Below are 26,299 nucleotides of genomic sequence, written 5' to 3'. Positions count from 1 at the left end.
CACGGCGAAGCGGCCCGCACATCAGAGCGGCCCGCGCACCAGAGTGGCCCGCGCACCAGAGTGGCCCGCACGGCTGAGCGGCCCGCACCCGGAATCCGGGTGCGGGCCGCCTCGGCGTCGACCGGTCGGATGCGCCGGCGCGTCCGACCCGGTGGTCAGGCCAGCAGTTCCACCTCCGCAAGGGTCGACTCGCCGTCCAGGACCAGCCGGTACTTCGAGTAGGTCCCCGCAGCGGCGACGGTGAAGGCACGGGTCTGGCGGTCCCATGCGAACGACTCGCCGGAGCGGTGGTCCAGGGTGTGCCAGGCCGTGCCGTCGTCGGAGCCCTGGAGAGTCCAGCCGGTCGGCGCCCGGGTGTGATCGGCCCCCGAGGTCAGGGTGTACTGGACGGGCTTCACGGCGCCCTCGGCCGGCAGATCGGCCGAGGTGACCGTCGCGCTCGTGGCGGAGGTGTCGTCGAAGAGCGCGCCCGCACCCTTCAGGACGTCCGCGCGGGGCGCCGGAACCCGGTCGTCCTGGGTGATGGAGACCGGCGCCGCGTGCTCGCCCGTCCCCCAGGCCGACGGCTTGGAGCCCATGAAGAAGTCCAGCACGCCGCCCTTGGACAGCAGCGAGTGCGGCAGCGAAGTCGACGTCCACGGACGCCCGTTGAACATCACGCCCTGGACGTAGACGTTCTTCGCGCTGTTCCGCGGCGCCCGCACCACCAGATCCCGGCCGTTCTCCAGGTGCACGGTAACCTTCTTGAACAGCGGGGAGCCGATGGAGTACTCGCCGCTGCCCATGACCAGCGGGTAGAAGCCGAGCGAGGAGAAGAGGTACCAGGCCGACTGCTCGCCGTTGTCCTCGTCACCGTGGTACCCCTGCCCGATCTCGCTGCCGGTGTAGAGCCGGGAGAGCGCCTCCCGCACGTACGCCTGCGCCTTCCAGGGCTGGCCGGCCGCGTCGTACATGTAGATGACGTGGTGCGCGACCTGGTTGGAGTGGCCGTACATGCCCATCCGGACGTCCCTGGCCTCGGTCATCTCGTGGATGACACCGCCGTAGGAGCCCACGTAGTCCGGGGAGGCCGTCTCCGGGGTGGCGAAGTACTCGTCGAGCTTGTCGGCGAGGCCCTGCCGGCCGCCGTACAGGTTGGCCAGGCCCCGGCTGTCCTGCGGGGCGGTGAAGGCGTAGCCCCAGCCGTTGGTCTCCGTGTAGTCGTAGCCCCACACCCGCGGGTCGTACTTCGCTGAGTCCACGCGCCAGCCGCCCTTGGCGTCCCGGCCCTGGAAGAATCCGGCCTTGGAGTCGAACAGCTTCACGTAGTCCTGCGCCCGGTTCAGGAAGTACTCCGACTCCTCCCGGTAACGCTTCTCGCCCGTCTTCCTGAAGAGGGCCTGGCCCATCTTCGCGATGCCGTAGTCGTTGACGTAGCCCTCCATCGCCCACGACAGGCCCTCGTGGGTGTCGGTGGCGGTGTAGCCGAGGAACGGCGAGGTGGTCATGCCCTTGCGGCCCACGCCCGACGCCGGCGGGACGACGGTCGCGTTCTTCACGGCCGCGTCGTACGCCGCCTTCGCGTCGAACCCCACGCCCTTGACGTACGCGTCGGCGAACGCCACGTCGGAGGAGGTGCCGGTCATCAGGTCGGCGTAGCCGGGGGAGGACCAGCGGGAGGTCCAGCCGCCGTCCTTGTACTGCTGCACGAACCCGTCGACCATCTCACCGGCCTGGGACGGGGTCAGGAACGAGTACGCCGGCCATGTGGTCCGGTAGGTGTCCCAGAAGCCGTTGTTGACGTACACCTTGCCGTCGACGATCTTCGCGCCGGTGTGGGTCGGGGTGTCGGGGCCGGGCATGGGGGAGAACGGCGAGGCGTACCGGTCCTTGCCGCCGGCCTTCTCGAAGCCGGAGTTGGGGTACAGGTACAGCCGGTACAGGCCGGAGTACAGCGTGGTCAGCTGGTCCGGCGTCGCGCCCTCCACCTCGACCTTGCCGAGCAGCCTGTCCCACATCTGCCGGGCGTGCGCCTTGACGCCGTCGAACGAGGCGCCGTCCGGGATCTCCTGGCGCAGGTTGTCCTTCGCCTGGTCGACGCTGATGAGCGAGGTCGCGAGGCGCAGGCCGACGGTGTGGTCGGCGCCCGCGTCGAAGCGCAGGAAGCCCTTCACCCCGCTCGATCCGCCGTCCGTCACGGGCTTGTCGAACTCGCCGTAGACGAACAGCCGGGTCGCGCCCGTGGACAGGCCCGACTTCACGTCCGAGTAGCCGGTGACGGTCCCGTGCTCCTTGTCGAGCGTCAGACCGGCCTGCTCGGTGACGTTGTCGAACAGCACGCTCGCGTCGTCGCCCGGGTAGGTGAAGCGCAGCATGGCCGCGTGGTCGGTCGGGGTCATCTCGGCCCTGAGGCCGTTCTCGAACCGCACCCCGTAGTAATAGGGCCGCGCGGTCTCGTTCTCGTGCCGGAAGGGCAGCTCCCGTGCCTCACGGGCGGTGTCCGGGGTGCCGGACGCGGCCGACGGCATCAGCTGGAAGGTCTGCCGGTCGCCCATCCACGGGCTGGGCTCGTGGCTCGCACTGAACGCCTGGATGGTGGGCAGGTTGTCCGCGTTGTTCGCACGTGCGTATTCGTACAGCCAGCTCAGCGAGGACGCGTTGGTCACCGGCGTCCAGAAGTTGAAGCCGTGCGGCAGGGCGGTCGCCGGGAAGTCGTTGCCGCGCGAGAAGCTGCCGCTGGAGTTGGTGCCGCGGGTGGTCAGCGCGTAGTCCGACAGGTGTGCCTTCGGCTTCTCGGGGGCCACCGGCTTCAGGGAGACGTCGTCGAGCCAGCCGCGGAACTTCGCCGGGCCGTCGGGGGAGTCGTACGCCACCAGGATCCGGTCGACCGTCTTCCCGGCGGCCACCGAGCCGATCCGCGCGGCCACGTTGTTCCACTGGTTGACGTACAGCGCCTTCGACTCGCCCTGCCCGCGCGGGGTGAGCGGGAAGCCGTGCTGGTCCAGGGCGCCCAGGTCGCTCAGCAGGCTGCCGTCGGTGAACGCCAGGTCGACGGAGACGTAGGAGGCGTCGTAGTCGCGGTCACCGTCGGCCATCGACGGGAAGACGCGGTACGACAGCCCGGTGTCGCGGCCGACCCGCACGTTCACGTCGAAGACCTTGTTGTACGAGTACGCACGGCCGTCCGCCGTGTGCCGGCCGGCGTAGCGCAGCGCACGCGTCCCGGTGAATCCGGCGCGTGCCTTGGCGGTCGGGGAGCCGCTCGGTCCCTTGTCGACCAGGGTCAGCATGTCCTGCGGCACCGGCCCGCCGCCGCCCCCGGTGGAGAACTGCACATCGGCGAGCTGCATGATGCCGGGTGCGCCGTTGTTCTTCGTGACCTCCAGCCGGAAGTGCCGGTACTCGGCCGGTTCGGTGAGGTCGTACGACTTGGTCTGGAAGCGCTCGGAGAAGTTCTCGCCCGCGCGGGTGTCGACCGTCTTCCAGTCCTTGCCGTCGGTGGAGCCCTGGAGGGTCCAGTCCCTGGGGTCGCGCTCGTCGAAGTCGTTGGCCGAGGTGAGCGCGTAGGTCGTTATCTTCAGGGGCTTGTCCAGGTCGAACTCCACCCAGCCGGTGGGCTCGAAGGCCAGCCACTTGGTACCGGGCTCGCCGTCGACGAGGTTCTCCTTGACCTCGCCGGCGCCGGGGTTCTCGGCGCTCGCCCGGACTTCGGTGACATGGTCGGTCACATTGCCCGGAATGCCGGTGCTGTGGCCGCCGTCGACTCCCGAGGCGCGTCTGCCGCCGTCCGGGCCGGTGTCGACGGTGTTCAGCCAGTCCGGCGCCGGTTCGCCCGCCTCGAACGAGGATGCGAACTCCCGGTCGGGCGCCGGAGCCTTGGCCGGCAGGGCGACCGCCGCGCCCTGCGCGCCGACGGCCATGACAAAGGCGGCCGCGAGGACGGCCGCCGGACCCCATCTGTGCCGAGTTCTCCGCTGCATCTACGGATTTCCCCTCCTGCGCCCCCTCCGGACAACGTTGTCAACTACGGGGCGCAGGAACCAGTAGGTGGTCAAGTGGTCCGTGATGTCAAGGGTGTTGGCTGCGGCATTCAGGGAGTTATGTCGCGACTTTTTCCGGAAGGCCGCTCGGCGGTGCCTCATATTTCCGCGAGGTCTCAACTCGGAAAAGACCCGTGGTGAACCTTGCATTCGATCTTGCTCCGTCCACCGGAAGTGGACTATACCTGTCGGCGTTTCCAGCACGACCCTGCACTACCCGACCGCGGTGCCGGGGAGGATCCGGTTCACCGCCTGAGTCCTGGAGAAGGCGAGGACTTGAGCATGGGATCCACTGCGCACCACGGTGCCGAAGGTGTCGGACGTCGTGATCTGATCAAGCGCTCGGCGGCGCTGGGTTTGGTCGCCGTCCCGGGGATGGGGCTGATGTCCGCCTGCGCGAGCGGCGGCGACAGCGGCAACTCGGACGGGGGTGACACCAAGGGGAAGACCTCCAAGGACAACCCCTTCGGTGCCAAGAAGGGCAGCAAGCTCGACGTGGTCGTCTTCAAGGGCGGCTACGGCGACGACTACGCCAAGGCGTGGGAGGCCGACTTCGGCAAGAAGCTCGGCATCACCTCGACCCACACCGGCACCCAGGAGATCACCGGCAAGCTGCAGCCGCGCTTCAACGCGGGCAACCCGCCGGACATCGTGGACGACTCCGGCGCGCAGCAGATCAAGGTCGACGTCCTGTACAAGAACGGCCAGCTGCTGGACCTCGCCGAGGTGCTCGACGCGCCCTCCGTCGACGACCCCGCGAAGAAGGTCCGGGACACCCTGATCCCCGGCACGCTCGACCCGGGCATGCAGGAGGGCAAGGTCGTCGCGCTGAACTACATCTACACCGTCTGGGGTCTGTGGTACTCCGGCAAGCTCTTCAAGGAGAAGGGCTGGGAGGAGCCCAAGACCTGGGACGACTTCCTCGCCGTCTGCAAGGACGCCAAGTCGCAGGGCATCGGCGGCCTGGCCCACCAGGGCAAGTACCCGTACTACATCAACGTCGCCATCATGGACCTGATCGCCAAGAAGGGCGGTCTGGACGCGATGAAGGCCATCGACAACCTGGACCCCAAGGCGTTCGTCGGCTCGGACGCGGCGCAGGCCGCCGTCGAGGCCGTCTACGAGGTCGTCGAGAAGGGCTATCTGATGCCCGGCACGAACGGCCTGACCCACACCGAGTCGCAGACCCGCTGGAACCAGTACAAGGCCGCGTTCATCACCTGCGGCTCCTGGCTGGAGAACGAGCAGCTCAAGCAGACGCCGACGGACTTCGACATGAAGTTCCTGCCCATGCCGGTGCTGTCCGGCAGCAAGCTGCCGTTCGAGGCGATCCGGGCCGGCTCGGGCGAGCCCTTCATCATCCCGGCGAAGGCGGGCAACCTCCCCGCGGCCAAGGAGTTCATGCGGCGCATGCTCTCCAAGGAGTGGTCGACGCTCTTCGCCAAGCAGGCCAACTCGCTCACCATCCTCAAGGACGGTGTCGACCCGGGCGTCCAGCTGCGTCCCGGCACCCAGTCCACGGTCGAGGCGTCCAAGGCGGCCGGCGACAACACCTTCCGCTACCTGTACACCGAGTGGTACAGCGAGATGGGGACCGCCATCGAGGCCGCGTCCAACGAGCTGATGGCCAAGCGCATTCAGCCGAAGGAGTGGCTGAAGAGGTGTCAGGCGGCGGTGGACAAGCAGGCCAAGGACCCCGCGTCGAAGAAGAACCACCGGGACTAGTCGGCCGGGACGCCGCAGGGGTGCGGGTGTGACGGCGGGTACCGGTCCGTTGTGGCCGGTCGCGCGGTTCCCCGCGCCCCTTTCGGGGCGCCCGCACCGACCGGAATATCAGGGGCAGGTATGCGCAAAGGGCAGTACCGGTTCGTCGCGGGGTTTCTCTTCGTTCCCGTGGCGCTTTATGTGATCTTCGTGATCTGGCCGTACATCCAGACGTTCGGCTATTCACTGACCGACTGGAAGGGGCAGTCGCAGACCTTCGACTTCGTCGGTCTGGACAACTACAGGGCGTTGTTCCAGGACGACGTCTTCCTGAAGGCCATCTGGCACAACATCCTGTTCCTGGTCTTCATCCCGGTGATCACGATTCTGCTCGCCCTGTTCTTCGCCTTCATGCTGAACGTGGGCGGGCGCAGCCGGGCCGGCGGGGTGCAGGGGGTCGCCGGGTCGAAGTTCTACAAGATCGTCTACTTCTTCCCGCAGGTGCTGTCGCTGGCGATCCTCGCCGTGCTGTTCAACGCGGTGTACCGCAGTGACGGCGGCGGCCTGCTCAACGGCTTCCTGATCAAGATCGGGCTGGTCGACGCCGACAGCCCCGTGGAGTGGCTCAACGAGCCCAGCATGGTGCTGTGGGCGCTGATGCTGGTCGTGGTCTGGCACGGCGTCGGCTTCTACCTGGTGCTGTTCTCGGCGGCCATGCAGTCCGTCCCGCGGGACATCTACGAGGCCGCCCTGATCGACGGGGCCGGCCGCACCCAGTCCTTCCTCCGCATCACCCTGCCGCTGCTGTGGGACAGCGTGCAGACCGCCTGGGTCTACCTCGGCATCGTCGCCATGGACATGTTCGTACTGGTCTCCTCGATGACCCAGAACATGGGCGCGTACGGCGGCGGCCCCGATCACCACAGCGACGTGATGTCGACGGTGATGATGCGGAACTTCCTCTACTACGGCAAGAGCGGCTATGCCTGCGCCATGGGCGTGGTCATGTTGCTGCTCACGCTGATCCTGTCCGTGGTCACGCTCCGCGCCACCCGCCGCGAGCGCATCGAGTTCTGAGCGGGAGTGACGACGATGAGCGCACCCACCAAAGAGACCACCCCCGTCCCGGCCGGCCGGCCGGTGACCAAGGTGCCCGTCCGCCCGGGCGACCGCCGCAGCGAGGGCATGGTCCTGAACGTCTTCTCCCACGGCTTCCTCGCCCTGTGGGCCCTGCTGATCGTGCTGCCGCTGCTGTGGCTGGTGCTCAGCTCCTTCAAGACCGACGCCCAGATCGGCGGCTCGGCCTTCGGCTGGCCGGAGCACTGGACACTCGACGTCTTCTCCCGCGCCTGGGACAAGGGCATCGGCGACTACTTCCTGAACACCCTGATCGTCCTGGTGTTCTCCGTACCGCTGACCATGCTGTTCGGGTCGATGGCCGCCTACGTGCTGGCCCGGTACCGGTTCTGGGGCAACCGGCTGCTGTACTACTTCTTCGTGGCCGGCGCGATGTTCCCGGTGTTCCTGGCCCTGGTCCCGCTGTTCTTCATGGTCAAACGGCTGGACATGCTGAACACCTACCAGGGGCTGGTCCTGGTCTACATCGCCTACTCGATGCCGTTCACCGTGTTCTTCATGCACGCCTTCTTCCGGACCCTGCCCACGGCGGTCTTCGAGGCGGCCGTCCTGGACGGCGCCTCGCACACCCGGACCTTCTTCCAGGTGATGCTGCCGATGGCGAAGCCCGGACTGATCAGCGTGGGGATCTTCAACACGCTGGGCCAGTGGAACCAGTTCATTCTGCCCACGGTCCTGATGCAGCCGCAGAGCGGCTCCGACCCCGAGCGATACGTCCTCACCCAGGGCCTGATCCAGCTGCAACAGCAGCAAGGATACGCCTCTGACCTGCCCGTTCTCTTCGCGGGCGTGACCATCGCCATGATCCCGATGCTGGTCGTGTACCTGTCCTTCCAGCGCCAGGTGCAGGCGGGCCTGACCTCGGCCACGCTGAAGTAACCGCGCTTGGCGAGCGCCCGTGCGCACGCCGTTCCCGGGCTCCGGGGCGGCGTGCGCACGTGTGTCGCGGGTCCCGGAAACGGTTCAACCTCTTGACGTATGTCGCCCCGAACGGCTCAGCTTAGAGTTCACTAGTTGGACATACACGGGGCCTCACTGAAGCGGCCCCGCGCTCAGGAGGTCGTCGTGGAGACTCCAGGGTCGCAGTCGTCACTGCACCGAGCCAACCTGGAGCGTGTCGTCCGGGCCGTACGCCTGGCCGGGTCCCTCACGCAGGCGGAGATCGCGCGGACGACCGGTCTGTCCGCCGCGACCGTCTCCAATATCGTGCGGGAGCTGAAGGACGGGGGAACCGTCGAGGTCACGCCCACGTCGGCGGGCGGGCGGCGGGCCCGCAGCGTCAGCCTGAGCGGGGACGCCGGCATCGTGATCGGAGTCGACTTCGGGCACACCCATCTGCGCGTCGCGATCGGGAACCTGGCCCACCAGGTGCTGGCCGAGGAGGCCGAGCCGCTGGATGTGGACGCCTCCGCCGACCAGGGCTTCGACCGGGCCGAGCAGCTGGTGAACCGGCTGATCGCGGCGACCGGCGTGGACCGGACCAAGGTGGCCGGCGTCGGCCTCGGCGTGCCGGGCCCCATCGATGTCGAGTCCGGGACCCTCGGATCCACCGCGATCCTGCCCGGCTGGGGCGGCACCAAGCCCGCCGAGGAGCTGCGCGAGCGGCTCGGCGTGCCCGTGCACGTGGACAACGACGCCAACCTCGGCGCCCTCGGCGAGCTGGTCTGGGGCAGCGGCAAGGGCGTGCGCGACCTTGCGTACATCAAGGTCGCGAGCGGTGTCGGCGCCGGTCTGGTGATCGACGGGAAGATCTATCGCGGCCCGGGTGGCACAGCCGGAGAAATCGGACATATTACACTCGATGAATCCGGTCCGGTCTGTCGTTGCGGGAACCGCGGCTGCCTGGAGACCTTCGCGGCGGCGCGTTACGTGCTCCCGCTGCTCCAGCCCGGTCACGGCCCCGATCTGACGATGGAAGGCGTCGTACGGCTGGCCAGGGACGGTGACCCGGGCTGTCGTCGGGTGATCGCCGACGTCGGCCGCCACATCGGCAGTGGAGTGGCCAATCTCTGCAATCTGCTGAACCCGAGCCGGGTCGTCCTCGGCGGTGATCTCGCCGAGGCCGGTGAGCTGGTGCTCGGGCCGATCAGGGAGTCCGTCGGCCGCTACGCCATCCCCAGCGCCGCGCGCCAACTGTCCGTTCTCCCGGGGGCCCTTGGCGGCCGCGCGGAGGTGCTCGGAGCGCTCGCCCTCGCCCTCAGCGAGATGGGCGATTCAACCCTTTTGGAGGGGGCAGTGCCGGCGGCGGCCCCTGCCTTCACTTAGAGAACGGATGGCACCGTTGCCATCTCGTTAAGGATTTACTTCTTGACGTCGCACGTGTGGCCGAGTTGACTTCCAGCCACCTCGGCCGCAACGACGCGGCCTCGTCAGGGAGGTTTGTGAAGTGAACGCACGTATGCGTCGTGCCGCCGTTGCCGTAGCCGCGGGTGCGATGGCCGTCTCGCTGGCCGCCTGTGGCAGTGCCAAGGAGTCGAAGGGCAGCGATGACTCTTCCTCCGCGTCGGCCAAGAAGGGCGACGACATCACGGTCGGTCTGCTCCTTCCGGAGAACAAGACCGCGCGGTACGAGAAGTTCGACAAGCCGCTGATCGAGAAGAAGATCAGCGAGCTGACGAACGGCAAGGCCAAGGTCGAGTACAACAACGCCCGCCAGGACGCGAACCTGCAGGCGCAGCAGGTCGACACCATGATCACCAACAAGGTGGACGTCCTGATCGTGGACGCGGTGGACGCCAAGGCCATCCAGAACTCCGTCAAGAAGGCCGTGGACGCCGGCATCAAGGTCGTCGCCTACGACCGTCTCGCCGAGGGCCCGATCAGCGCCTACACCTCGTTCGACAACACCCAGGTCGGCAAGACCCAGGGCGAGGCCCTGCTGAAGGCGCTGGGCGCCAAGGCCACCAAGTCCTCCAAGATCGTCATGATCAACGGCTCGGTCACCGACCCGAACGCCAAGCAGTTCAAGGACGGCGCGCACTCCGTCCTCGACGGCAAGGTCACGATCGCCAAGGAGTACGACACCAAGGAGTGGTCGCCGGACAACGCCAACTCCGAGATGGAGGCGGCGATCTCCTCGGTCGGCAAGAAGGACATCGCGGGCGTCTACTCCGCCAACGACGGCATGGCCGGCGGTATCATCACCGCCCTCAAGGCCGCCGGCGTGAAGGTCCCGGTGACCGGCCAGGACGCCGAGCTGGCCGGTGTGCAGCGCATCGTCTCCGGTGACCAGTACATGAGCGTCTACAAGCCGTACGCCCCCGAGGCCGAGGCCGCCGCCGAGATGGCCGTCGCGCTCGCCCAGGGCAAGCCGCTGGACTCCGTCGCCAAGGACAAGGTCTCCAGCGGTTCCCAGAAGGACGTCCCCTCGGTGCTGGTGCCGGTCACCTCGCTGACCCAGGACAACATCAAGGACACCGTCATCAAGGACGGCGTCTACACCGCGGACGAGATCTGCGCCGGCAAGTACAAGGCCGCCTGCGAGAAGCTCGGCCTCAACAAGTAAGCGGTACCCGGTCCCTTCCCGCCCGCGGGCGTTCCCCCCGTGAACGCCCGCGGTGAAGACGACCGGCCGCCCCCAGGTCCTCCGGCGCCCCGGCGCAACAGACAGCCCCGCAAGCTCGGCGCGGGGCGCCGGACGGAACTCCCCCGGGTTTCCCCAACCCGCCCACCCAGATTTCTGCACAACCTCCCGCCGGGTCAGGCGGCGAAGGAGATGGTTCACGTGTCCGCTACGCCCGTGCTGGCGTTGCGCGGGGTCTCCAAGCGGTTCGGTGCCGTTCAGGCGCTCACCGACGTAGAGCTCGAGATCCACGCCGGTGAGGTGGTCGCCCTGGTCGGCGACAACGGCGCCGGAAAGTCCACGCTGGTCAAGACGATCGCCGGCGTGCATCCCATCGACGAGGGCGCCATCGAGTGGAATGGCAAGGCCGTCTCGATCAGCAGGCCGCACGACGCCCAGGCGCTGGGCATCGCGACGGTCTACCAGGACCTCGCGCTGTGCGACAACATCGATGTCGTCGGCAACCTGTTCCTCGGCCGTGAGCTGAGGAAGTGGGGCGTCCTGGACGAGGTCGAGATGGAGCGCCGCTCGCGCGAGCTGCTCACCACGCTCTCGATCCGCATCCCGAGCGTCCGCATCCCGATCGCCTCGCTCTCCGGCGGTCAGCGCCAGACCGTGGCCATCGCCCGTTCCATGCTCGGCGACCCCAAGCTGGTGATCCTCGACGAGCCCACCGCCGCCCTCGGTGTCGAGCAGACCGCACAGGTGCTCGACCTCGTGGAGCGCCTGCGCGAGCGCGGCCACGCCGTCATCCTCATCAGCCACAACATGGCGGACGTGAAGGCGGTGGCCGACAAGGTCGCCGTTCTGCGCCTCGGCCGCAACAACGGCGTCTTCGAGGTCAAGTCGACCTCGCAGGAGGAGATCATCTCCGCCATCACCGGCGCCACCGACAATGCCGTCACCCGCCGTGCGGCCCGTACCTCCGGCACCAACGGGGAGGTTTCCAAGTGAGCATCGACAAGACCTCCGCGAACCTCGGCAAGTCGTCCTCGCAAGGCGAGCACGCGGTCGAGAACCCCGAGGCCGCGGCCGCCGCGGTGACCGCCGTCGACCCGCGCCTGCTGGTGCAGGAAGAGGGCCTGCTCGGCTACTGGCACGAGTTCAAGCGCAAGATGAAGGCCGGTGAGCTGGGGTCCCTCCCGGTCATCCTGGGCCTCGCGGTCATCTGCATCATCTTCCAGGTCCTGAACTCCGAGTTCCTCTCGGCGCAGAACATCAGCAACATCACGGTCACGATGGTCGGCACGGGCATGATCTCCGTGGGCATCGTCTTCGTGCTGCTGCTCGGCGAGATCGACCTGTCGGTCGGCTCGGTCAGCGGCGCGGCCAGCGCCCTGGCCGCCGTCCTCACGGTCAACCAGGGCTGGCCCGAGTGGGTCGCCGTGCTCGTCGCCATCGCGGCCGGTGCCGCCATCGGTGCCCTGCACGGCTTCTTCTTCGCGGTGCTCGGCGCCCCCGCCTTCGCCGTCACCCTGGCCGGCCTGCTCTTCTGGCTCGGCTTCATGCTCAAGGTGCTGGGCGAGGACGGCACGATCAACCTCGACAGCGACGGTCTGATCGGCCAGCTGACCACGTACACGTTCACCGACGTGGCCGCCGCCTACGGCCTGGCCGTCGTGGTGGTCGCCCTGTTCTTCGTCAGCTCCTACCTCGGCAACCGGCGCCGGGAGGCCGCGGGCGTCCCGTCCCGGCCGCTCAGCGACACGGTCCTGCGCACGGCCCTGCTGGCCGTGGTCTCCTTCGCCGCGGCCTACATGTACAACCAGTACAAGGGTCTGCCGCTGGCCACGGTGGTCTTCCTGGTCTTCCTGGTCGGCTCGGACTTCGTCCTGCGGCGCACGACGTACGGCCGCAAGGTGTTCGCGCTCGGTGGCAGCGTGGAGGCCTCCCGGCGTGCGGGCATCAACGTCACGGCGGTGCGGATCTCCGTCTTCGCGATCTCCGGTGGCTTCGCGGCGATCGGCGGTCTGTTCCTGGCCTCCAAGATCGCCTCGGCCAACCAGAGCGCCGGTACCGGTGACCTGCTGATGAACGCGATCGCCGCGGCCGTGATCGGTGGCACGTCGCTGTTCGGCGGGCGTGGCCGCACGTGGAACGCGCTGCTGGGTGTGCTCGTGATCGTGTCCATCCAGTACGGTCTCCAGCTGGAGTCCATCGCGGAGCCGGTGAAGTACATGATCACCGCGGCGGTTCTGCTGACCACCGTGGTCATCGACTCCGTCACCCGCAAGACGCAGAAGACGGCCGGGCGCGCGTAGCGCCCGGTCACCGAGGGGTCGGGGGACCGACCTGCGCGTACGGGTCCGTGGCGGCTCGTCGCGCGGTTCCCCGCCCCCCTCGGGCAGGACATCGTGCCCGGTGCCTTTCAGGCGCCGGGCGCCGTCGTGTCCCGCACCCGTACACCGGGCGCCAAGCGGGGAACATTAGACTCGACTGGCCCGGCAACAGCTCGATCAGCTCTACTGCAAGGAGGCACGGGTGCCGCTGCTGACCCGCATCAGGGGACCGCGCGATCTGGACCGGCTCAGCCTGGAGGAGCTGGACCAGCTGGCGGAGGAGATCCGCACCTTCCTCGTCCAGGAGGTCTCCAAGACCGGCGGGCACCTGGGTCCCAACCTCGGTGTGGTGGAGCTGACCATCGCCCTGCACCGGGTCTTCGAGTCCCCGAAGGACAAGGTCCTGTGGGACACCGGCCACCAGTCCTACGTGCACAAGCTGCTCACCGGCCGGCAGGACTTCTCGAAGCTGAAGATGAAGGGCGGCCTGTCCGGCTACCCCGCGCAGAGCGAGTCCGACCACGACGTCATCGAGAACAGCCACGCCTCGACCGTGCTCGGCTGGGCCGACGGCATCGCCAAGGCCAACCAGCTGCGCGAGCGGGACAGCCACGTCGTCGCCGTGATCGGCGACGGGGCCCTGACCGGCGGCATGGCCTGGGAGGCGCTGAACAACATCGCCGAGGCCAAGGACCGCCCGCTCGTCATCGTCGTCAACGACAACGAGCGCTCCTACGCCCCGACCATCGGCGGCCTCGCCAACCACCTGGCGACCCTGCGCACGACCGACGGCTACGAGCGCTTCCTCGCCCGGACGAAGGACATCCTCGACCGCACCCCGGTCGTCGGCAGGCCGCTGTACGAGACCCTGCACGGCGCCAAGAAGGGGCTGAAGGACTTCATCGCCCCGCAGGGCATGTTCGAGGACCTCGGCCTGAAGTACGTCGGCCCGATCGACGGCCACGACATCGAGGCGCTGGAGTCGGCGCTGGCCCGCGCCAAGCGGTTCGGCGGGCCGGTCATCGTGCACTGCCTGACCGAGAAGGGCCGCGGCTACCAGCCCGCCCTCCAGGACGAGGCCGACCGGTTCCACGCCGTCGGCAAGATCCACCCGGACACCGGGCTGCCGATCGCCTCCTCCGGCGCCGACTGGACCTCCGTCTTCGGCGAGGAGATGGTCAGGCTCGGCGAGGAGCGCGCGGACATCGTCGCGATCACCGCGGCCATGCTCCAGCCGGTCGGCCTGGACAAGTTCGCCAAGCGCTTCCCCGAACGCGTGTACGACGTCGGCATCGCCGAGCAGCACGGCGCCGTCTCCGCGGCGGGCCTCTCGTACGGCGGCCTGCACCCGGTCTTCGCCGTCTACGCCACCTTCCTCAACCGCGCCTTCGACCAGGTCCTCATGGACGTGGCCCTGCACAAGTGCGGCGTGACCTTCGTGCTGGACCGGGCCGGCGTCACCGGCACCGACGGAGCCTCGCACAACGGCATGTGGGACATGTCGATCCTCCAGGTCGTGCCCGGGCTCCGGCTCGCCGCGCCGCGCGACGCCGACCAGGTGCGGGCGCAGCTGCGCGAGGCCGTCGCCGTCGAGGACGCGCCGACCGTGGTCCGCTTCTCCAAGGGCGCCGTCGGCCCCGCGGTACCCGCCGTGGGCCGGGTCGGCGGCATGGACGTGCTGCGCGAGCCCGGCACCGACCGCCCGGACGTGCTCCTGGTCTCCGTGGGCGCCCTCGCCCCGATGTGCCTGGAGATCGCCGAGCTGCTCGAGAGGCAGGGCATCTCCACCACGGTGGTCGACCCGCGCTGGGTCAAGCCCGTCGACGAGGCCATGGCCCCGTTGGCCGAGCGGCACCGGGTCGTCGTCACCGTCGAGGACAACAGCCGCGTCGGCGGCGTCGGCTCCGCGGTCGCCCAGGCCCTGCGGGACGCGGGCGTGGACGTACCGCTGCGCGACTTCGGCATCCCGCCGCGCTTCCTCGACCACGCCTCCCGCGCCGAGGTCCTCGCCGAGATCGGGCTGACCGCGCCGGACATCGCCCGCCAGGTCACCGGTCTGGTCGCCAAAATCGACGGCCGGTACGACGGCGCGGCCGGCACCGTGGACTCCGTGGAGCCCGCACGCGACTAGGTGTGCTGTTCGGAGAGGTTGGTGACGCGGCTGGCTGGGCCGGCCCGATCCGGACGAAAGACCCTGGAAGAGCCCGCACGGGCCGGTTCCGCTGCCCCTCCGGTGGCGGAACCGGCCCGTTTGCGTGAACCTGCCTTTGCCGGGGAACACGCTCCCCGACCCTCTCGATCATGTCGAGGACGACAAGCGTGGGAGGCAGGTACGTGAGCAACGCGCTGTTCCGGACGAAGAACGTCGAGCAGTCCATCCTGGACACGGAGGAACCCGAGCACTCGCTCAAGAAATCGCTGACCGCCCTGGACCTGACCGTCTTCGGCGTCGGTGTGATCATCGGCACGGGCATCTTCGTACTCACCGGCACGGCGGCCAAGAACACCGCCGGCCCCGCCGTCTCCCTCTCCTTCGTCGTGGCCGGTGTCGTCTGCGCGCTCGCCGCCCTCTGCTACGCCGAGTTCGCCTCCACGGTCCCCGTGGCGGGTTCCGCGTACACCTTCTCCTACGCGTCGCTCGGCGAACTCCCCGCCTGGATCATCGGCTGGGACCTGGTCCTCGAACTGGCGCTCGGCACGGCGGTGGTCGCGGTCGGCTGGTCCGGCTACATCCACTCGCTGCTCGACAACGCGGGCTGGAGTCTGCCCGAGGCCCTCTCCGGCAGGGACGGCGCCACGGGCTTCGGCTTCGACATCCTCGCCTCGGCCCTCGTCCTGGTGCTCACCGCCATCCTCGTCGTCGGCATGAAGCTCTCCGCGCGGGTCACCTCCGTGGTCGTCGCGATCAAGGTGGCCGTGGTCCTCGTCGTGATCATCGCCGGGGCCTTCTTCGTCCACGGCGGCAACTACAAGCCGTTCATCCCGAAGGCGCAGGCCGCGGAGGCGGGCGGGAACCTCAAGGCCCCCCTGATCCAGCTGATGTTCGGCTGGGCGCCCTCCGACTTCGGCGTCATGGGCATCTTCACGGCGGCCTCCGTGGTCTTCTTCGCGTTCATCGGCTTCGACGTCGTCGCCACCGCCGCCGAGGAGACCCGCAACCCGCAGCGCGACGTCCCGCGCGGCATCCTGGGCTCCCTGATCATCTGCACCACCCTGTACGTCGCCGTCTCGATCGTCGTGACCGGCATGCAGAAGTACAGCGCGCTGTCCATCGAGGCGCCGCTGGCCGACGCGTTCAAGGCCACGGGGCACCCGTGGTACGCGGGTCTGATCAGCTTCGGGGCCGCCATCGGTCTGACCACGGTGTGCATGATCCTGCTGCTCGGCCAGTCCCGGGTCTTCTTCGCCATGAGCCGCGACGGGCTGCTGCCCCGGTTCTTCTCGCACACCCACCCGCGGTTCCGCACCCCGTACCGGTCGACCATCCTGCTCGGTGTCATCATCGCGATCGTCGCCGGCTTCACCAGCCTGAGCGAACTGGCCGAACTGGTGAACATCGGCACGCTGTTCGCGTTCATCGTCGTCGCCCTCAGCGTCATCATCCTGCGCCGGCGCCGCCCGGACCTGCACCGCGCCTTCCGCACCCCGTGGGTCCCGTTCGTCCCGATCCTGTCCGCGTGCGCCTCGCTGTGGCTGATGCTCAACCTGCCGGCCGAGACATGGCTCCGGTTCGCCGTCTGGATGGTCGTCGGCTTCTTCGTCTACTTCTTCTACGGCCGCTCGCACAGCCGCCTGGGCCGGCACGAGGAGACCACGGTCGACGAGGTCACGCACCCGCCGCACGGAACCGCCCAGTAATCCGCAGACTTCCGCCCCGGCCCCGTATGTCCCGCTTCGGCTGGGACGGCAGGGCCGGATAGCGTGCTGAGCATGCTCGCCGCCCCGCTCGCCCCCGCACGGACCGCGGTCACGCGGACGGCGTACTGGGCGCGGCTCACACCCCTCCTGGCGGCCCTGGCCTGCCTCACCCGCATCCCCTCCTTCGTCCGGCCGCTGTGGAATCCGGACGAGGGCTTCCTCGCCGTGCAGGCACGGCTGCTCGCCCAGGGCGGGCAGCTGTACGACACGGTGGTGGACCGCAAGCCGCCGCTGCTGCCCTGGCTGTACCAGGCCGCGTTCGCGCTCTGCGGCGACGGCTCCCTGACCCCGCTGCGGGTGCTCGCCGTCCTCGCCCAGCTGGTCACCGCCGCACTGCTGGCCTCCGTGGCCCGCCGCCGCTGGGGCGACCGGGCCGGCCGCACCGCCGGGGTGCTGTACCTGCTGGTCTCCATCGGGCTCAACCCCGAGGACGCACAGGCCGCCACCTTCGAGGTGTTCATGCTGCCCGGCACGGCCGCCGCCCTGTGGTGCGCCGACCGCGGGCGCTGGGGCGCGGCCGGGGCCGCCGTCGCCGCCGCCTTCCTGACCAAGCAGACCGGGGGAGCGGTGCTGCTGCCGGTGGCCTGGCTGCTGCACCGGCAGGGCGGCCGCCGCACGGGCCTGCCGCGTCTCGCGGCCGGGTTCGCCGTACCCGTGCTCGGCGTGGCCCTGGCGACGGATCCGGCCGGATTCCTGTTCTGGACGGTGACCGGCTCCGGTGCGTACGCCTCCGTCACCGGCTCCGAACTGCACGTCCTGGTCCGCGCGTCGACCAACACCGCGATCCTGGCGGCGGCTTCGGCGGGGCTGCTCCCGCCCGTCGCCCGGGCCCTGCGCGGCGCCCGTACCGGAGCACCCGAGCTGTGGCTTTGGCTGGCCTCCTCCTCCGCCGCCGTGGCCCTCGGCTGTCACTTCTTCGGCCACTACTACCTGCAACTCATCCCGCCGCTCGCCCTGCTGGCCACCGCCGCGCTGCACGTCCTGCCCGGGGAGCGGCTCAAGGCGGCCGTCCTCACCTCGGTCTGCTCCTGCGCCCTCTTCGTCGGCTGGGGCCTGCTCGCCCCGCGCCCCGAACTCGCGCACGCCGAGCGGCTGGCGGCGGCCCTCGCGTACCGCACGGCGCCCGCCGAGCGGGTCCTCGTGTGGGGCATACACCCGGAGACGTACTGGCTGGCCGGCCGCACCCCCGCCACCCGCTACCTCACCGCGGGGCTGCTCACCAACTACAGCGGCGGCCGGGACGGCCCCCGGGTCGGCGAGAAGTACGCCGTCGCGGGCACCTGGCCGGTCTTCCGCCGGGAGATGACCGTGAACGCGCCCGCCCTGGTCGTCGACGACTCCCGGGGCAAGCCGTACGGCCCCGACCGCCTGCCCACGCTGCGCCGCCTGCTCACGGCGGGCTACGAGGAGGTGGGCCGGGTGGACGGCGCGGTGCTGTACGCCCGGGTCCGGGGCGCGTAGCGGTCGCGGCTCAGCCCGGACCGTGCCCGGCTCAACGCCGGACCTTGTCCGATTCAACGCCGGACGGTGTCCGGTTCAGCCCCAGACCGTACGCGGCCCGGTCACCTCCGCGCCCAGCTCCGTGACCCGCCGCCGCAGCTCGCGGTCGGCGGTCACCACCAGGCGGGCCCGGCCGGCGCTCGCGGCGGCCAGTTCCACGATCCGGTCGTCCCCGCTGCCCGGCGCCGACTCCACCCGCACGCCCGGCACCGACGCCACACCACGGGCCGCGCCCTCGACCACGAGCACGATCTCCACCGGCCCCGGGTGCCCGGGCAGGCCCTCGCCCGCCAGCCGGTCCCGCAGCCGCTCGGCCGCCCCCCTGCGGTCCCGCCACCAGCCGTCGGGGCGCGAGCCGACGACGTTCGCGCCGTCCACGATGACGAGCGGCGGGACGGAGGAGGGCACGGCGGGCAACGGGTCGCTCATGGGGCAAGGGTCCCATGGCCGAAGACCCGGGGGCCGGGACCCGGGTCCGTGACGGGCGGCTTAAAGTGAACAGGTGAACGGCGACTGGCTCCTTCGCGGCCGAGACGGCCGGCTCAGTGTCTACCAGCTGTCGGGCGACGCCGTCCTGACCCGGGCGGAGCGCGGATCCGGCGGCCCCTGGTCCGCTCCCCGCAAGGTGGGCGGCGAGCAGAGACTGCACCCCGTCCTGGCGGTCGGCCAGGGCGCCGACGGCTATGCCCACCTGGCCTCCTGGCGGCCCACCGTCACGGGCGAGTCCGGGCTGGTGCACTCGACCCACTTCCGCCCGAACCTGGCCGCCCTGGACTGGCACCCGATCGGCCACCCGAACAAGAAGGGCGACCGCACCGGCACCCCCGCCGTCGCGGTGGACGCCCAGGGCCGCGCCCATGTCTTCGTCCCGAACCGCGGCGGCGGGGTGAGCATGGTCATGCAGAAGGAGAAGGGCGGCTGGGACCCCTGGCGGGACCTGAAGGGCCGCGAGGTACGGGACGGACTGGCCGCGGTCACGGGGGAGTCCGGGCGGGTCGAGCTGTACGCGGCCGTTCCCGAGGGCCTGTTGTACTGGCGTCAGGAGAAGCCGGGCGCCCAGCCGGTGCTCCAGGAGGCTCTCGAGGCCCCGGTCCGCCCGGGCACCCTGCGCGCCCTGGCCACCTCCCCGCAGAACACGACCGTCTTCTACACCGACACCTCGGGCGACCTGTGCGCCTGGCGCCCGGGCGGCAAGCCGGTCACCGTACTGCCCGCCGCGGGCCCCGGCCCGGTGTCGGCGGTCCGCTGCGATCTGGACGGCCACGACTGCACGCTGCTGGTGCAGCGGTCGGCGAACCGCCGGGTCGCGTTCGCCGCCTACCCCACCGAGCAGGAGTCGGCGGGGGCCTGGTGGACCGAGTCCGGCCCCGAACTGCCGCTCGACGCGCTGGTGTCCCTCACGACGGACGAGTCGGGCCGGGTGGTGGCGGCGACCTCGTCCCCGTCGACCGGGAATCTCCTGCTGACCCGGCGCAAGGACGAGCCGGGGCTGGCGCTGGAGGCGTGGCGGCAGATCTGAGCCGGGGACGTGCCGTACGAGGAAGACGACCAGGAAGGCTGATACGGGTGAGGACGCGTGACCTGAGGTTCGGACTCTATGCGGACGACGAGGGGCTGGCGTGGGTCGAGCAGACCGTCCGCCGGGCCGTGGCACCCCGCAGTGCCCGGATCCTGCGCTGGAACGTCGCCCGCACCACCGTCGACGGCGGGCTGACGACCGCTTACCTGTACGACTATCTGGTGGAACAGTGGGCCATCGAGAATCCCGGCCGCAGCAGCGGCGCGCGCCGGCCCGTCGAACTGAGCGTCCGGTTGGCGTGTTCCCTGCGGACCTGGCGGGCGATCCGCAAGGCGGTCATCGGCGGTCTGTGCCCGGAGGGCATGGCCCCGCACAACTGCCGTGTCCCCTGGAGCGCGTTCTGACCCCAGGCGCCCCGCGCCTGGCCACCCCCGCGACAACGCCGATGCCCGGCACACCCCAGGGTGTGCCGGGCATCGTCCGACCGCAGCCGGAGCCTTACGCGGGCACGCTCGCCACGCCCGGGGCGAGGAACTTCTTGCCGTTCACGCGCTCCGAGACGCCCTCACGGTCCAGGTACGGCGTGATGCCGCCCAGGTGGAAGGGCCAGCCGGCGCCCGTGATCAGGCACAGGTCGATGTCCTGGGCCTCGGCGACGACGCCCTCGTCGAGCATGAGCCCGATCTCCTGCGCCACCGCGTCGAGCACGCGGTCGCGCACCTGCTCCTCGGTGAGCACGGAGTCGCCCTGCTTCAGCAGCGCGGCGACCTCCGGGTCAAGCTCGGGCTTGCCGCTGTCGTAGACGTAGAAGCCGCGCTTGCCCGCCTTGACGACGGCCGCGAGGTTCGGGGAGACCGTGAAGCGGTCCGGGAAGGCCCGGTTGAGGGTCTCCGAGACGTGCAGACCGATCGCGGGACCCACCAGCTCCAGCAGGACCAGCGGGGACATCGGCAGACCGAGCGGCTCGATCGCCTTCTCGGCGACCTCGACCGGGGTGCCCTCGTCGATGACGTTCTGGATCTCGCCCATGAAGCGGGTCAGGATGCGGTTCACGACGAACGCCGGGGCGTCCTTGGTGAGGACCGCGGTCTTCTTCAGCTTCTTGGCGACGGCGAACGCGGTCGCGAGCGACGCGTCGTCGGTCTTCTCGCCGCGGACGATCTCCAGCAGCGGGAGGATCGCGACGGGGTTGAAGAAGTGGAAGCCGACGACCCGCTCGGGGTGCTTCAGCTTCGACGCCATCTCCGTCACGGACAGCGAGGAGGTGTTGGTGGCGAGGATCGCGTGCGCCGGGGCGACCGCCTCGACCTCCGCGAACACCTGCTGCTTGACACCGATCTCCTCGAACACGGCCTCGATGACGAAGTCCGCGTCGGAGAAGCCCTCCGCCTTGTCCAGGACACCGCTCACCAGGGCCTTCAGGCGGTTGGCCTTGTCCTGGTTGATGCGGCCCTTGCCGAGCAGCTTGTCGATCTCGGCGTGGACGTAGCCCACACCCTTGTCGACGCGCTCCTGGTCGATGTCCGTCAGGACGACGGGCACCTCTAGGCGGCGCAGGAACAGCAGCGCGAGCTGGCTGGCCATCAGACCGGCGCCGACGACACCGACCTTGGTGACCGGGCGGGCCAGGTTCTTGTCCGGGGCACCGGCGGGACGCTTGCCGCGCTTCTGGACGAGGTTGAACGCGTAGATGCCGGAGCGCAGTTCGCCACCCATGATCAGGTCGGCGAGGGCCTGGTCCTCGGCGTCGTAGCCCGCCTGGAGGTCACCGTCCTTGGCGGCGGCGATGATGTCGAGGGCGCGGTAGGCGGCCGGAGCGGCCCCGTGCACCTTGCCGTCCGCGATGAAGCGGCCCCTGGCGACGGCCTGGTCCCAGGCCTCACCGCGGTCGATCACCGGGCGCTCTACCTTGACGTCACCCTTGAGCACCTGGGCGGTCCAGATCAGCGACTGCTCCAGGAAGTCGGCGCCCTCGAAGAGGGCGTCGGCGATGCCCAGGTCGAAGACCTGCTGGCCCTTGAGCTGCTTGTTCTGGTTCAGCGAGTTCTCGATGACGACCGAGACGGCCTTGTCCGCGCCGATCAGGTTCGGCAGGATCGTGCAGCCGCCCCAGCCCGGGACCAGGCCCAGGAAGACCTCGGGGAGGGAGAACGCCGGGATCGCCTTGGAGACGGTCCGGTAGGAGCAGTGCAGGCCGACCTCGACGCCGCCGCCCATCGCCGCGCCGTTGTAGTAGGCGAAGGTCGGGACCGCGAGGCCCGCGAGGCGCTTGAAGACCTCGTGGCCGCCCTTGCCGATGGCGAGCGCGTGCTCGTGCTCCTTCAGCAGCTCGACGCCCTTGAGGTCGGCGCCGACCGCGAAGATGAAGGGCTTGCCGGTGATGCCGACGCCGACGATCTCACCGTCGGCCGCCTCCTTCTCGACCTGGTCGAGGGCGGTGTTCAGGTTCGCCAGCGAAGCCGGGCCGAAGGTGGTCGGCTTGGTGTGGTCCAGGCCGTTGTCCAGGGTGATCAGCGCGAAGCGGCCGGCACCGGACGGCAGGTCGAGGTGGCGTACGTGGGCGCTGGTGACGACCTCGTCCGGGAACAGGTCGGAGGCCTGCTTCAGAAGCTCGGCGGTGGTGCTCACTTGTCCCCCTCGAAGTGCGGGTTCTCCCAGATGACCGTCGCGCCCATGCCGAAGCCGACGCACATGGTGTTCAGGCCGTAGCGGACGTGCGGCTGCTCCTCGAACTGGCGGGCCAGCTGCGTCATCAGACGGACGCCGGAGGAGGCCAGCGGGTGGCCGTAGGCGATGGCGCCGCCGTACTGGTTGACGCGCGCGTCGTCGTCGGCGATGCCGTAGTGCTCCAGGAAGGCGAGGACCTGGACGGCGAAGGCCTCGTTGATCTCGAAGAGACCGATGTCGGAGATGGACAGGCCCGCCTGGGCGAGGGCCTTCTCCGTGGCCGGGATCGGGCCGTAGCCCATGACCTCGGGCTCGACGCCGGCGAAGGCGTAGGAGACCAGGCGCATCTTGACCGGCAGGTTGTTCTCGCGGGCGAAGTCCTCGCTCGCGATGATCGAGGCGGTGGCGCCGTCGTTCAGGCCGGCCGCGTTACCGGCGGTGACCCGGCCGTGGACGCGGAACGGGGTCTTGAGGCCCTGGAGGTTCTCCAGCGTCGTGCCCGGGCGCATCGGCTCGTCGGCGGTGACGAGGCCCCAGCCGGTCTCACCGGCCTCGGCGTTGGTGCGGCGCACCGAGATCGGCACCAGGTCCTGCTGGATCTTGCCGTCGGCGTACGCCTTGGCGGCCTTCTCCTGCGAGCGCACGGCGTACTCGTCGGCGCGCCGCTTGGTGATGCTCGGGTAGCGGTCGTGCAGGTTCTCGGCGGTCATGCCCATGAACAGGGCCGACTCGTCGACCAGCTTCTCGCTGACGAAGCGCGGGTTCGGGTCCACGCCCTCGCCCATCGGGTGGCGGCCCATGTGCTCGACACCACCGGCGATGACGGCGTCGTAGGCGCCGAACGCGATCGAACCGGCGGTGGTCGTCACGGCGGTCAGGGCGCCGGCGCACATGCGGTCGATGGAGTAGCCGGGGACGGACTGCGGCAGGCCCGCGAGGATGCCGGCCGTGCGGCCGAGGGTCAGGCCCTGGTCGCCGATCTGCGTGGTCGCGGCGATGGCGACCTCGTCGATCTTCTTGGGGTCCAGCCCGGGGTTGCGGCGCAGCAGCTCCCGGATCGCCTTCACGACGAGGTCGTCGGCGCGGGTCTCGTGGTAGATGCCCTTCGGGCCCGCCTTGCCGAACGGGGTGCGGACGCCGTCGACGAAGACGACGTCCCTGACGGTACGAGGCACGATGGCTCTCCTCCAGATGCGGGGATGGCACTGCTGCGCTGCGCTGCGCTGAGCGCGCGCTCAGGACCCATGCTACTTATGAGTAACGTAGCTGCACAGTCCCGGCGCCCGGAGCGGCGAAGGTCACACCAAGTCACCGCCCGCACGGAGCGCCCCGAAGGGCCGCGGTCCGTGCCGATATGCGGAACGCGTGGCACCGCCGGAGGGTGGGACAACCGGGCGACGCACCCCGCGGCCGGCGTCGGCTGCGCCAGGATCTTGGCGCGATCTCGACGTCCCGGTTCCGGTTCCGCGCCCCTGCGGTGCCCACTCGGAGATCATCTCGGCGGCCGCGGGGCCCTGGTGAGCACGTGGCAACGCCGGGGGCCGCACAGGCGGCGACGGACCCGCGCGGCCGGCGCCGGGGATCGGTGCCCGCGGCGGCTCGCCCGCGGACGGCCGTCATCGAGGCCCGCGACCGCGACGGTGACTCGCAGATGGCCGGTGCCTGTGGCAGCTCGCCGGCGGTCGGTTCTTGTGGCGGCTCGCGGCGGTCGGCCCCAAGCCACTCGCCGGCGGTCGGCCCCAGGCCACTCGCAGGTGGTCGGCCCCAGTTCACGCGTCGGCGGTCGGCCCCAGGTTCACTCGTCCGTGGTCGGATTGTGTGGCCGCTAGGCGCTCTTCACCCGCAGCGCGTCCACCAGTACGGGCGTCACCAGCTCGACCTGCCACGGACGCGCGCCGTACCCGCGGAGCGCACCCTCCACGGTCCCGGCGTCGAGGACCTTCGGCGGCTCCCAGCAGATCCGCCGCACGGTGTCCGGGGACACCAGATTCTCCTGCGGCATGTTGAGCCGCTCCGCGAGGGCGGACACCCCCGCCCGGGCGGCGGACAGCCGGGCCGCGGCGGCCGGATCCTTGTCGGCCCAGGCCCGCGGCGGCGGCGGCCCGGTCACGGGCTGCCCCGGCTGCGGCAGCCCGGTCTCCGGGAGCGCCTTGGCCCGGTCCACCGCGGCCTGCCACTGCTCCAGCTGCCGCCGCCCCGTGCGGTGTCCGAACCCGTTCAGCGCGGCGAGGGCGTGCACATTGCCCGGCAGGGCGAGCGCGGCCTCCACGATGGCCGCGTCGCTCAGCACCTTCCCCGGCGACACGTCCCGGCGCTGGGCGATCCGGTCCCGCGTCTGCCACAGCTCCCGCACGACGGCGAGCTGCCGGCGCCGGCGCACCTTGTGCATCCCGGACGTGCGGCGCCAGGGGTCCTTGCGCGGCTCGGCCGGCGGCGCCGTCGCGATCGCGTCGAACTCCTGGAGCGCCCACTCCAGCTTGCCCTGCCGGTCCAGCTCCTTCTCCAGGGCGTTGCGCAGGTCGACCAGGAGCTCGACGTCGAGCGCGGCGTACCGCAGCCACGGCTCGGGCAGCGGCCGGGTCGACCAGTCGACGGCGGAGTGGCCCTTCTCCAGGACGTAGCCGAGGACGCCCTCCACCATGGCGCCGAGACCGACCCGGGGGAAGCCGGCGAGCCGGCCGGCCAGCTCGGTGTCGAACAGGCGGGACGGGACCATGCCTATCTCGCGCAGGCAGGGCAGGTCCTGGGTGGCCGCGTGCAGCACCCACTCGACGCCGGACAGCGCCTCGCCGAGCCCGGACAGGTCGGGGCAGGCGACGGGGTCGATCAGCGCGCTGCCGGCGCCCTCGCGGCGCAGCTGCACCAGATAGGCGCGCTGGCCGTACCGGTAGCCGGAGGCGCGCTCGGCGTCCACGGCGACCGGGCCGGAGCCGGCGGCGAAGGCGGCGATCACCTTGGCGAGGGCCGCCTGGTCGGCGATCACGGGCGGAATGCCCTCGCGGGGTTCGAGCAACGGAGTCGGCGCCCCCAGCACAGAAGATCCGGCGTCGTCCGGAGGAGTGCCTCCGGTGGTGCGCAGGGAGCTGTCTGCTGTGGTCTCTTGGGCGTCGGTCACCTGTCAAGGGTATCCGTGTGCGGACGGCGCCCGTCGACGGAACGTTCCGTCGACGGGCACGGGAGGGGCATAAACCAGTCAGCTCACGGCAGGGCGCGGTTCACCTGAGGGAATATGGGATTCCGCCGAAGGGGGTATCGGGTGGGCTCAGTGGATGATCCCGGTGCGCAGGGCCACGGCCACCATGCCCGCCCGGTCACCCGTGCCCAGCTTGCGGGCGATGCGGGCGAGGTGGCTCTTCACGGTGAGGGCGGACAGGCCCATGGAGACGCCGATCGCCTTGTTCGACTGGCCCTCCGCGACCAGCCGCAGCACCTCGACCTCGCGTCCGGACAGTTCCCGGTAGCCGCCCGGGTGGCTCGGGGCACCCGGGGGGCGGCGGTGCATGCGGGCGGCGGCACCGAGAGGGGCGGCACCGGGTCGGGTGGGGAGCCCGATGTTGGTGCGGGTGCCGGTGACGACATAGCCTTTGACCCCGCCGGCCAGCGCGTTGCGGACCGCGCCGATGTCGTCGGCGGCGGAGAGCGCGAGTCCGTTGGGCCAGCCCGCGGCGCGGGTCTCGGACAGCAGGGTGAGGCCGGAGCCGTCGGGGAGGTGGACGTCGGCGACGCAGATGTCGCGCGGGTTGCCGATGCGGGGACGAGCCTCCGCGATGGACGAGGCTTCGATGACATCGCGCACGCCGAGCGCCCACAGGTGGCGGGTGACGGTGGAGCGGACGCGCGGGTCGGCCACGACCACCATGGCGGTCGGCTTGTTCGGGCGGTAGGCGACCAGGCTTGCGGGTTGCTCAAGGAGAACGGACACCAGGCCTCCTGGGTGGGGGACGGGGCCGGCTTGTGGGGAGTCAGCCGGGACGAACCGTGCTTTCAAGGTCAC

At 70.2% G+C, this 26,299-nt stretch carries 18 protein-coding genes; 12 read left to right on the top strand and 6 right to left on the bottom strand.

The window, feature by feature from the left end; genetic code table 11:
• Positions 1-155 precede the first annotated feature (155 nt).
• Complete coding sequence (locus tag JK361_RS03770; RefSeq protein WP_236052342.1) at positions 156-3,959, bottom strand: GH92 family glycosyl hydrolase; 3,804 nt, start codon at positions 3,957-3,959, stop codon at positions 156-158.
• Between the two features lie 342 nt (positions 3,960-4,301).
• Between JK361_RS03770 and ngcE the strand changes: the two genes are divergently transcribed.
• From ngcE to JK361_RS03720, 10 genes are all read left to right on the top strand, one after another.
• Positions 4,302-5,744 carry an N-acetylglucosamine/diacetylchitobiose ABC transporter substrate-binding protein gene (gene ngcE / locus JK361_RS03765; RefSeq protein ID WP_201814150.1) on the top strand — a complete coding sequence of 481 codons (1,443 nt, stop codon included), beginning with the start codon at positions 4,302-4,304 and terminating at the stop codon, positions 5,742-5,744.
• Positions 5,745-5,864: 120 nt separating this feature from the next.
• Positions 5,865-6,800 (top strand): carbohydrate ABC transporter permease, encoded by a 936-nt coding sequence (locus JK361_RS03760; protein ID WP_201814149.1) that lies wholly within the window; start codon positions 5,865-5,867, stop codon positions 6,798-6,800.
• Between the two features lie 15 nt (positions 6,801-6,815).
• Positions 6,816-7,739, top strand: a complete 924-nt coding sequence (locus tag JK361_RS03755; protein ID WP_201814148.1) for a carbohydrate ABC transporter permease — start codon at positions 6,816-6,818, stop codon at positions 7,737-7,739.
• A 186-nt stretch (positions 7,740-7,925) separates the two neighbouring features.
• Entirely contained in the window at positions 7,926-9,125 is a 1,200-nt protein-coding gene (locus tag JK361_RS03750) for an ROK family transcriptional regulator (protein WP_201814147.1), read from the top strand.
• Between the two features lie 133 nt (positions 9,126-9,258).
• Positions 9,259-10,365, top strand: a complete 1,107-nt coding sequence (locus JK361_RS03745; RefSeq protein WP_201814258.1) for a sugar ABC transporter substrate-binding protein — start codon at positions 9,259-9,261, stop codon at positions 10,363-10,365.
• A gap of 210 nt (positions 10,366-10,575) precedes the next feature.
• The gene (locus JK361_RS03740; protein WP_201814146.1) at positions 10,576-11,376 is read left to right on the top strand and encodes an ATP-binding cassette domain-containing protein; all 801 of its coding nucleotides are present in this window, start codon (positions 10,576-10,578) and stop codon (positions 11,374-11,376) included.
• Complete coding sequence (locus JK361_RS03735) at positions 11,373-12,683, top strand: sugar ABC transporter permease (RefSeq protein WP_201814145.1); 1,311 nt, start codon at positions 11,373-11,375, stop codon at positions 12,681-12,683. Before JK361_RS03740 ends, JK361_RS03735 begins: the two co-directional genes overlap by 4 nt.
• 220 nt (positions 12,684-12,903) lie before the next feature.
• The gene (gene dxs, locus JK361_RS03730) at positions 12,904-14,832 is read left to right on the top strand and encodes a 1-deoxy-D-xylulose-5-phosphate synthase (RefSeq protein ID WP_201814144.1); all 1,929 of its coding nucleotides are present in this window, start codon (positions 12,904-12,906) and stop codon (positions 14,830-14,832) included.
• A 203-nt stretch (positions 14,833-15,035) separates the two neighbouring features.
• Positions 15,036-16,559 carry an amino acid permease gene (locus JK361_RS03725; RefSeq protein WP_201814257.1) on the top strand — a complete coding sequence of 508 codons (1,524 nt, stop codon included), beginning with the start codon at positions 15,036-15,038 and terminating at the stop codon, positions 16,557-16,559.
• A gap of 72 nt (positions 16,560-16,631) precedes the next feature.
• Positions 16,632-18,080 carry an ArnT family glycosyltransferase gene (locus tag JK361_RS03720; protein WP_201814143.1) on the top strand — a complete coding sequence of 483 codons (1,449 nt, stop codon included), beginning with the start codon at positions 16,632-16,634 and terminating at the stop codon, positions 18,078-18,080.
• Between the two features lie 75 nt (positions 18,081-18,155).
• On the opposite strand, the gene JK361_RS03715 is transcribed toward JK361_RS03720, so the two are convergent.
• Positions 18,156-18,548, bottom strand: a complete 393-nt coding sequence (locus JK361_RS03715) for a PIN domain-containing protein (protein ID WP_201814142.1) — start codon at positions 18,546-18,548, stop codon at positions 18,156-18,158.
• A gap of 73 nt (positions 18,549-18,621) precedes the next feature.
• On the opposite strand from JK361_RS03715, the gene JK361_RS03710 reads away from it, so the two are divergent.
• Together JK361_RS03710 and JK361_RS03705 are read left to right on the top strand one after the other, a co-directional pair.
• Positions 18,622-19,638 carry a PLL family lectin gene (locus JK361_RS03710; protein WP_201814141.1) on the top strand — a complete coding sequence of 339 codons (1,017 nt, stop codon included), beginning with the start codon at positions 18,622-18,624 and terminating at the stop codon, positions 19,636-19,638.
• 47 nt (positions 19,639-19,685) lie between these two features.
• Positions 19,686-20,042 carry a hypothetical protein gene (locus tag JK361_RS03705; RefSeq protein ID WP_201814140.1) on the top strand — a complete coding sequence of 119 codons (357 nt, stop codon included), beginning with the start codon at positions 19,686-19,688 and terminating at the stop codon, positions 20,040-20,042.
• Between the two features lie 94 nt (positions 20,043-20,136).
• Here JK361_RS03705 and JK361_RS03700 read toward each other — a convergent pair whose 3' ends face one another.
• From JK361_RS03700 to JK361_RS03685, 4 genes are all read right to left on the bottom strand, one after another.
• Positions 20,137-22,266: a 3-hydroxyacyl-CoA dehydrogenase NAD-binding domain-containing protein gene (locus tag JK361_RS03700; protein ID WP_201814139.1), complete on the bottom strand. Its 2,130-nt coding sequence runs from the start codon at positions 22,264-22,266 to the stop codon at positions 20,137-20,139.
• On the bottom strand, positions 22,263-23,480 hold the full coding sequence (locus JK361_RS03695) for a thiolase family protein (protein WP_201814138.1): 1,218 nt from the start codon (positions 23,478-23,480) through the stop codon (positions 22,263-22,265). The genes JK361_RS03700 and JK361_RS03695 overlap by 4 nt, the downstream gene beginning before the upstream one ends.
• 650 nt (positions 23,481-24,130) lie before the next feature.
• The gene (locus JK361_RS03690) at positions 24,131-25,420 is read right to left on the bottom strand and encodes a ribonuclease D (protein ID WP_201814137.1); all 1,290 of its coding nucleotides are present in this window, start codon (positions 25,418-25,420) and stop codon (positions 24,131-24,133) included.
• A gap of 147 nt (positions 25,421-25,567) precedes the next feature.
• On the bottom strand, positions 25,568-26,227 hold the full coding sequence (locus JK361_RS03685) for a response regulator transcription factor (protein ID WP_030777669.1): 660 nt from the start codon (positions 26,225-26,227) through the stop codon (positions 25,568-25,570).
• Between the last annotated feature and the right edge of the window lie 72 nt (positions 26,228-26,299).

The organism is Streptomyces musisoli (genome assembly GCF_016741855.1).
Classification (GTDB): Bacteria; Actinomycetota; Actinomycetes; order Streptomycetales; family Streptomycetaceae; genus Streptomyces; species Streptomyces musisoli.
Note: the sequence above shows the minus strand (reverse complement) of the source record. Positions and strands in the feature narration are given on the sequence as shown.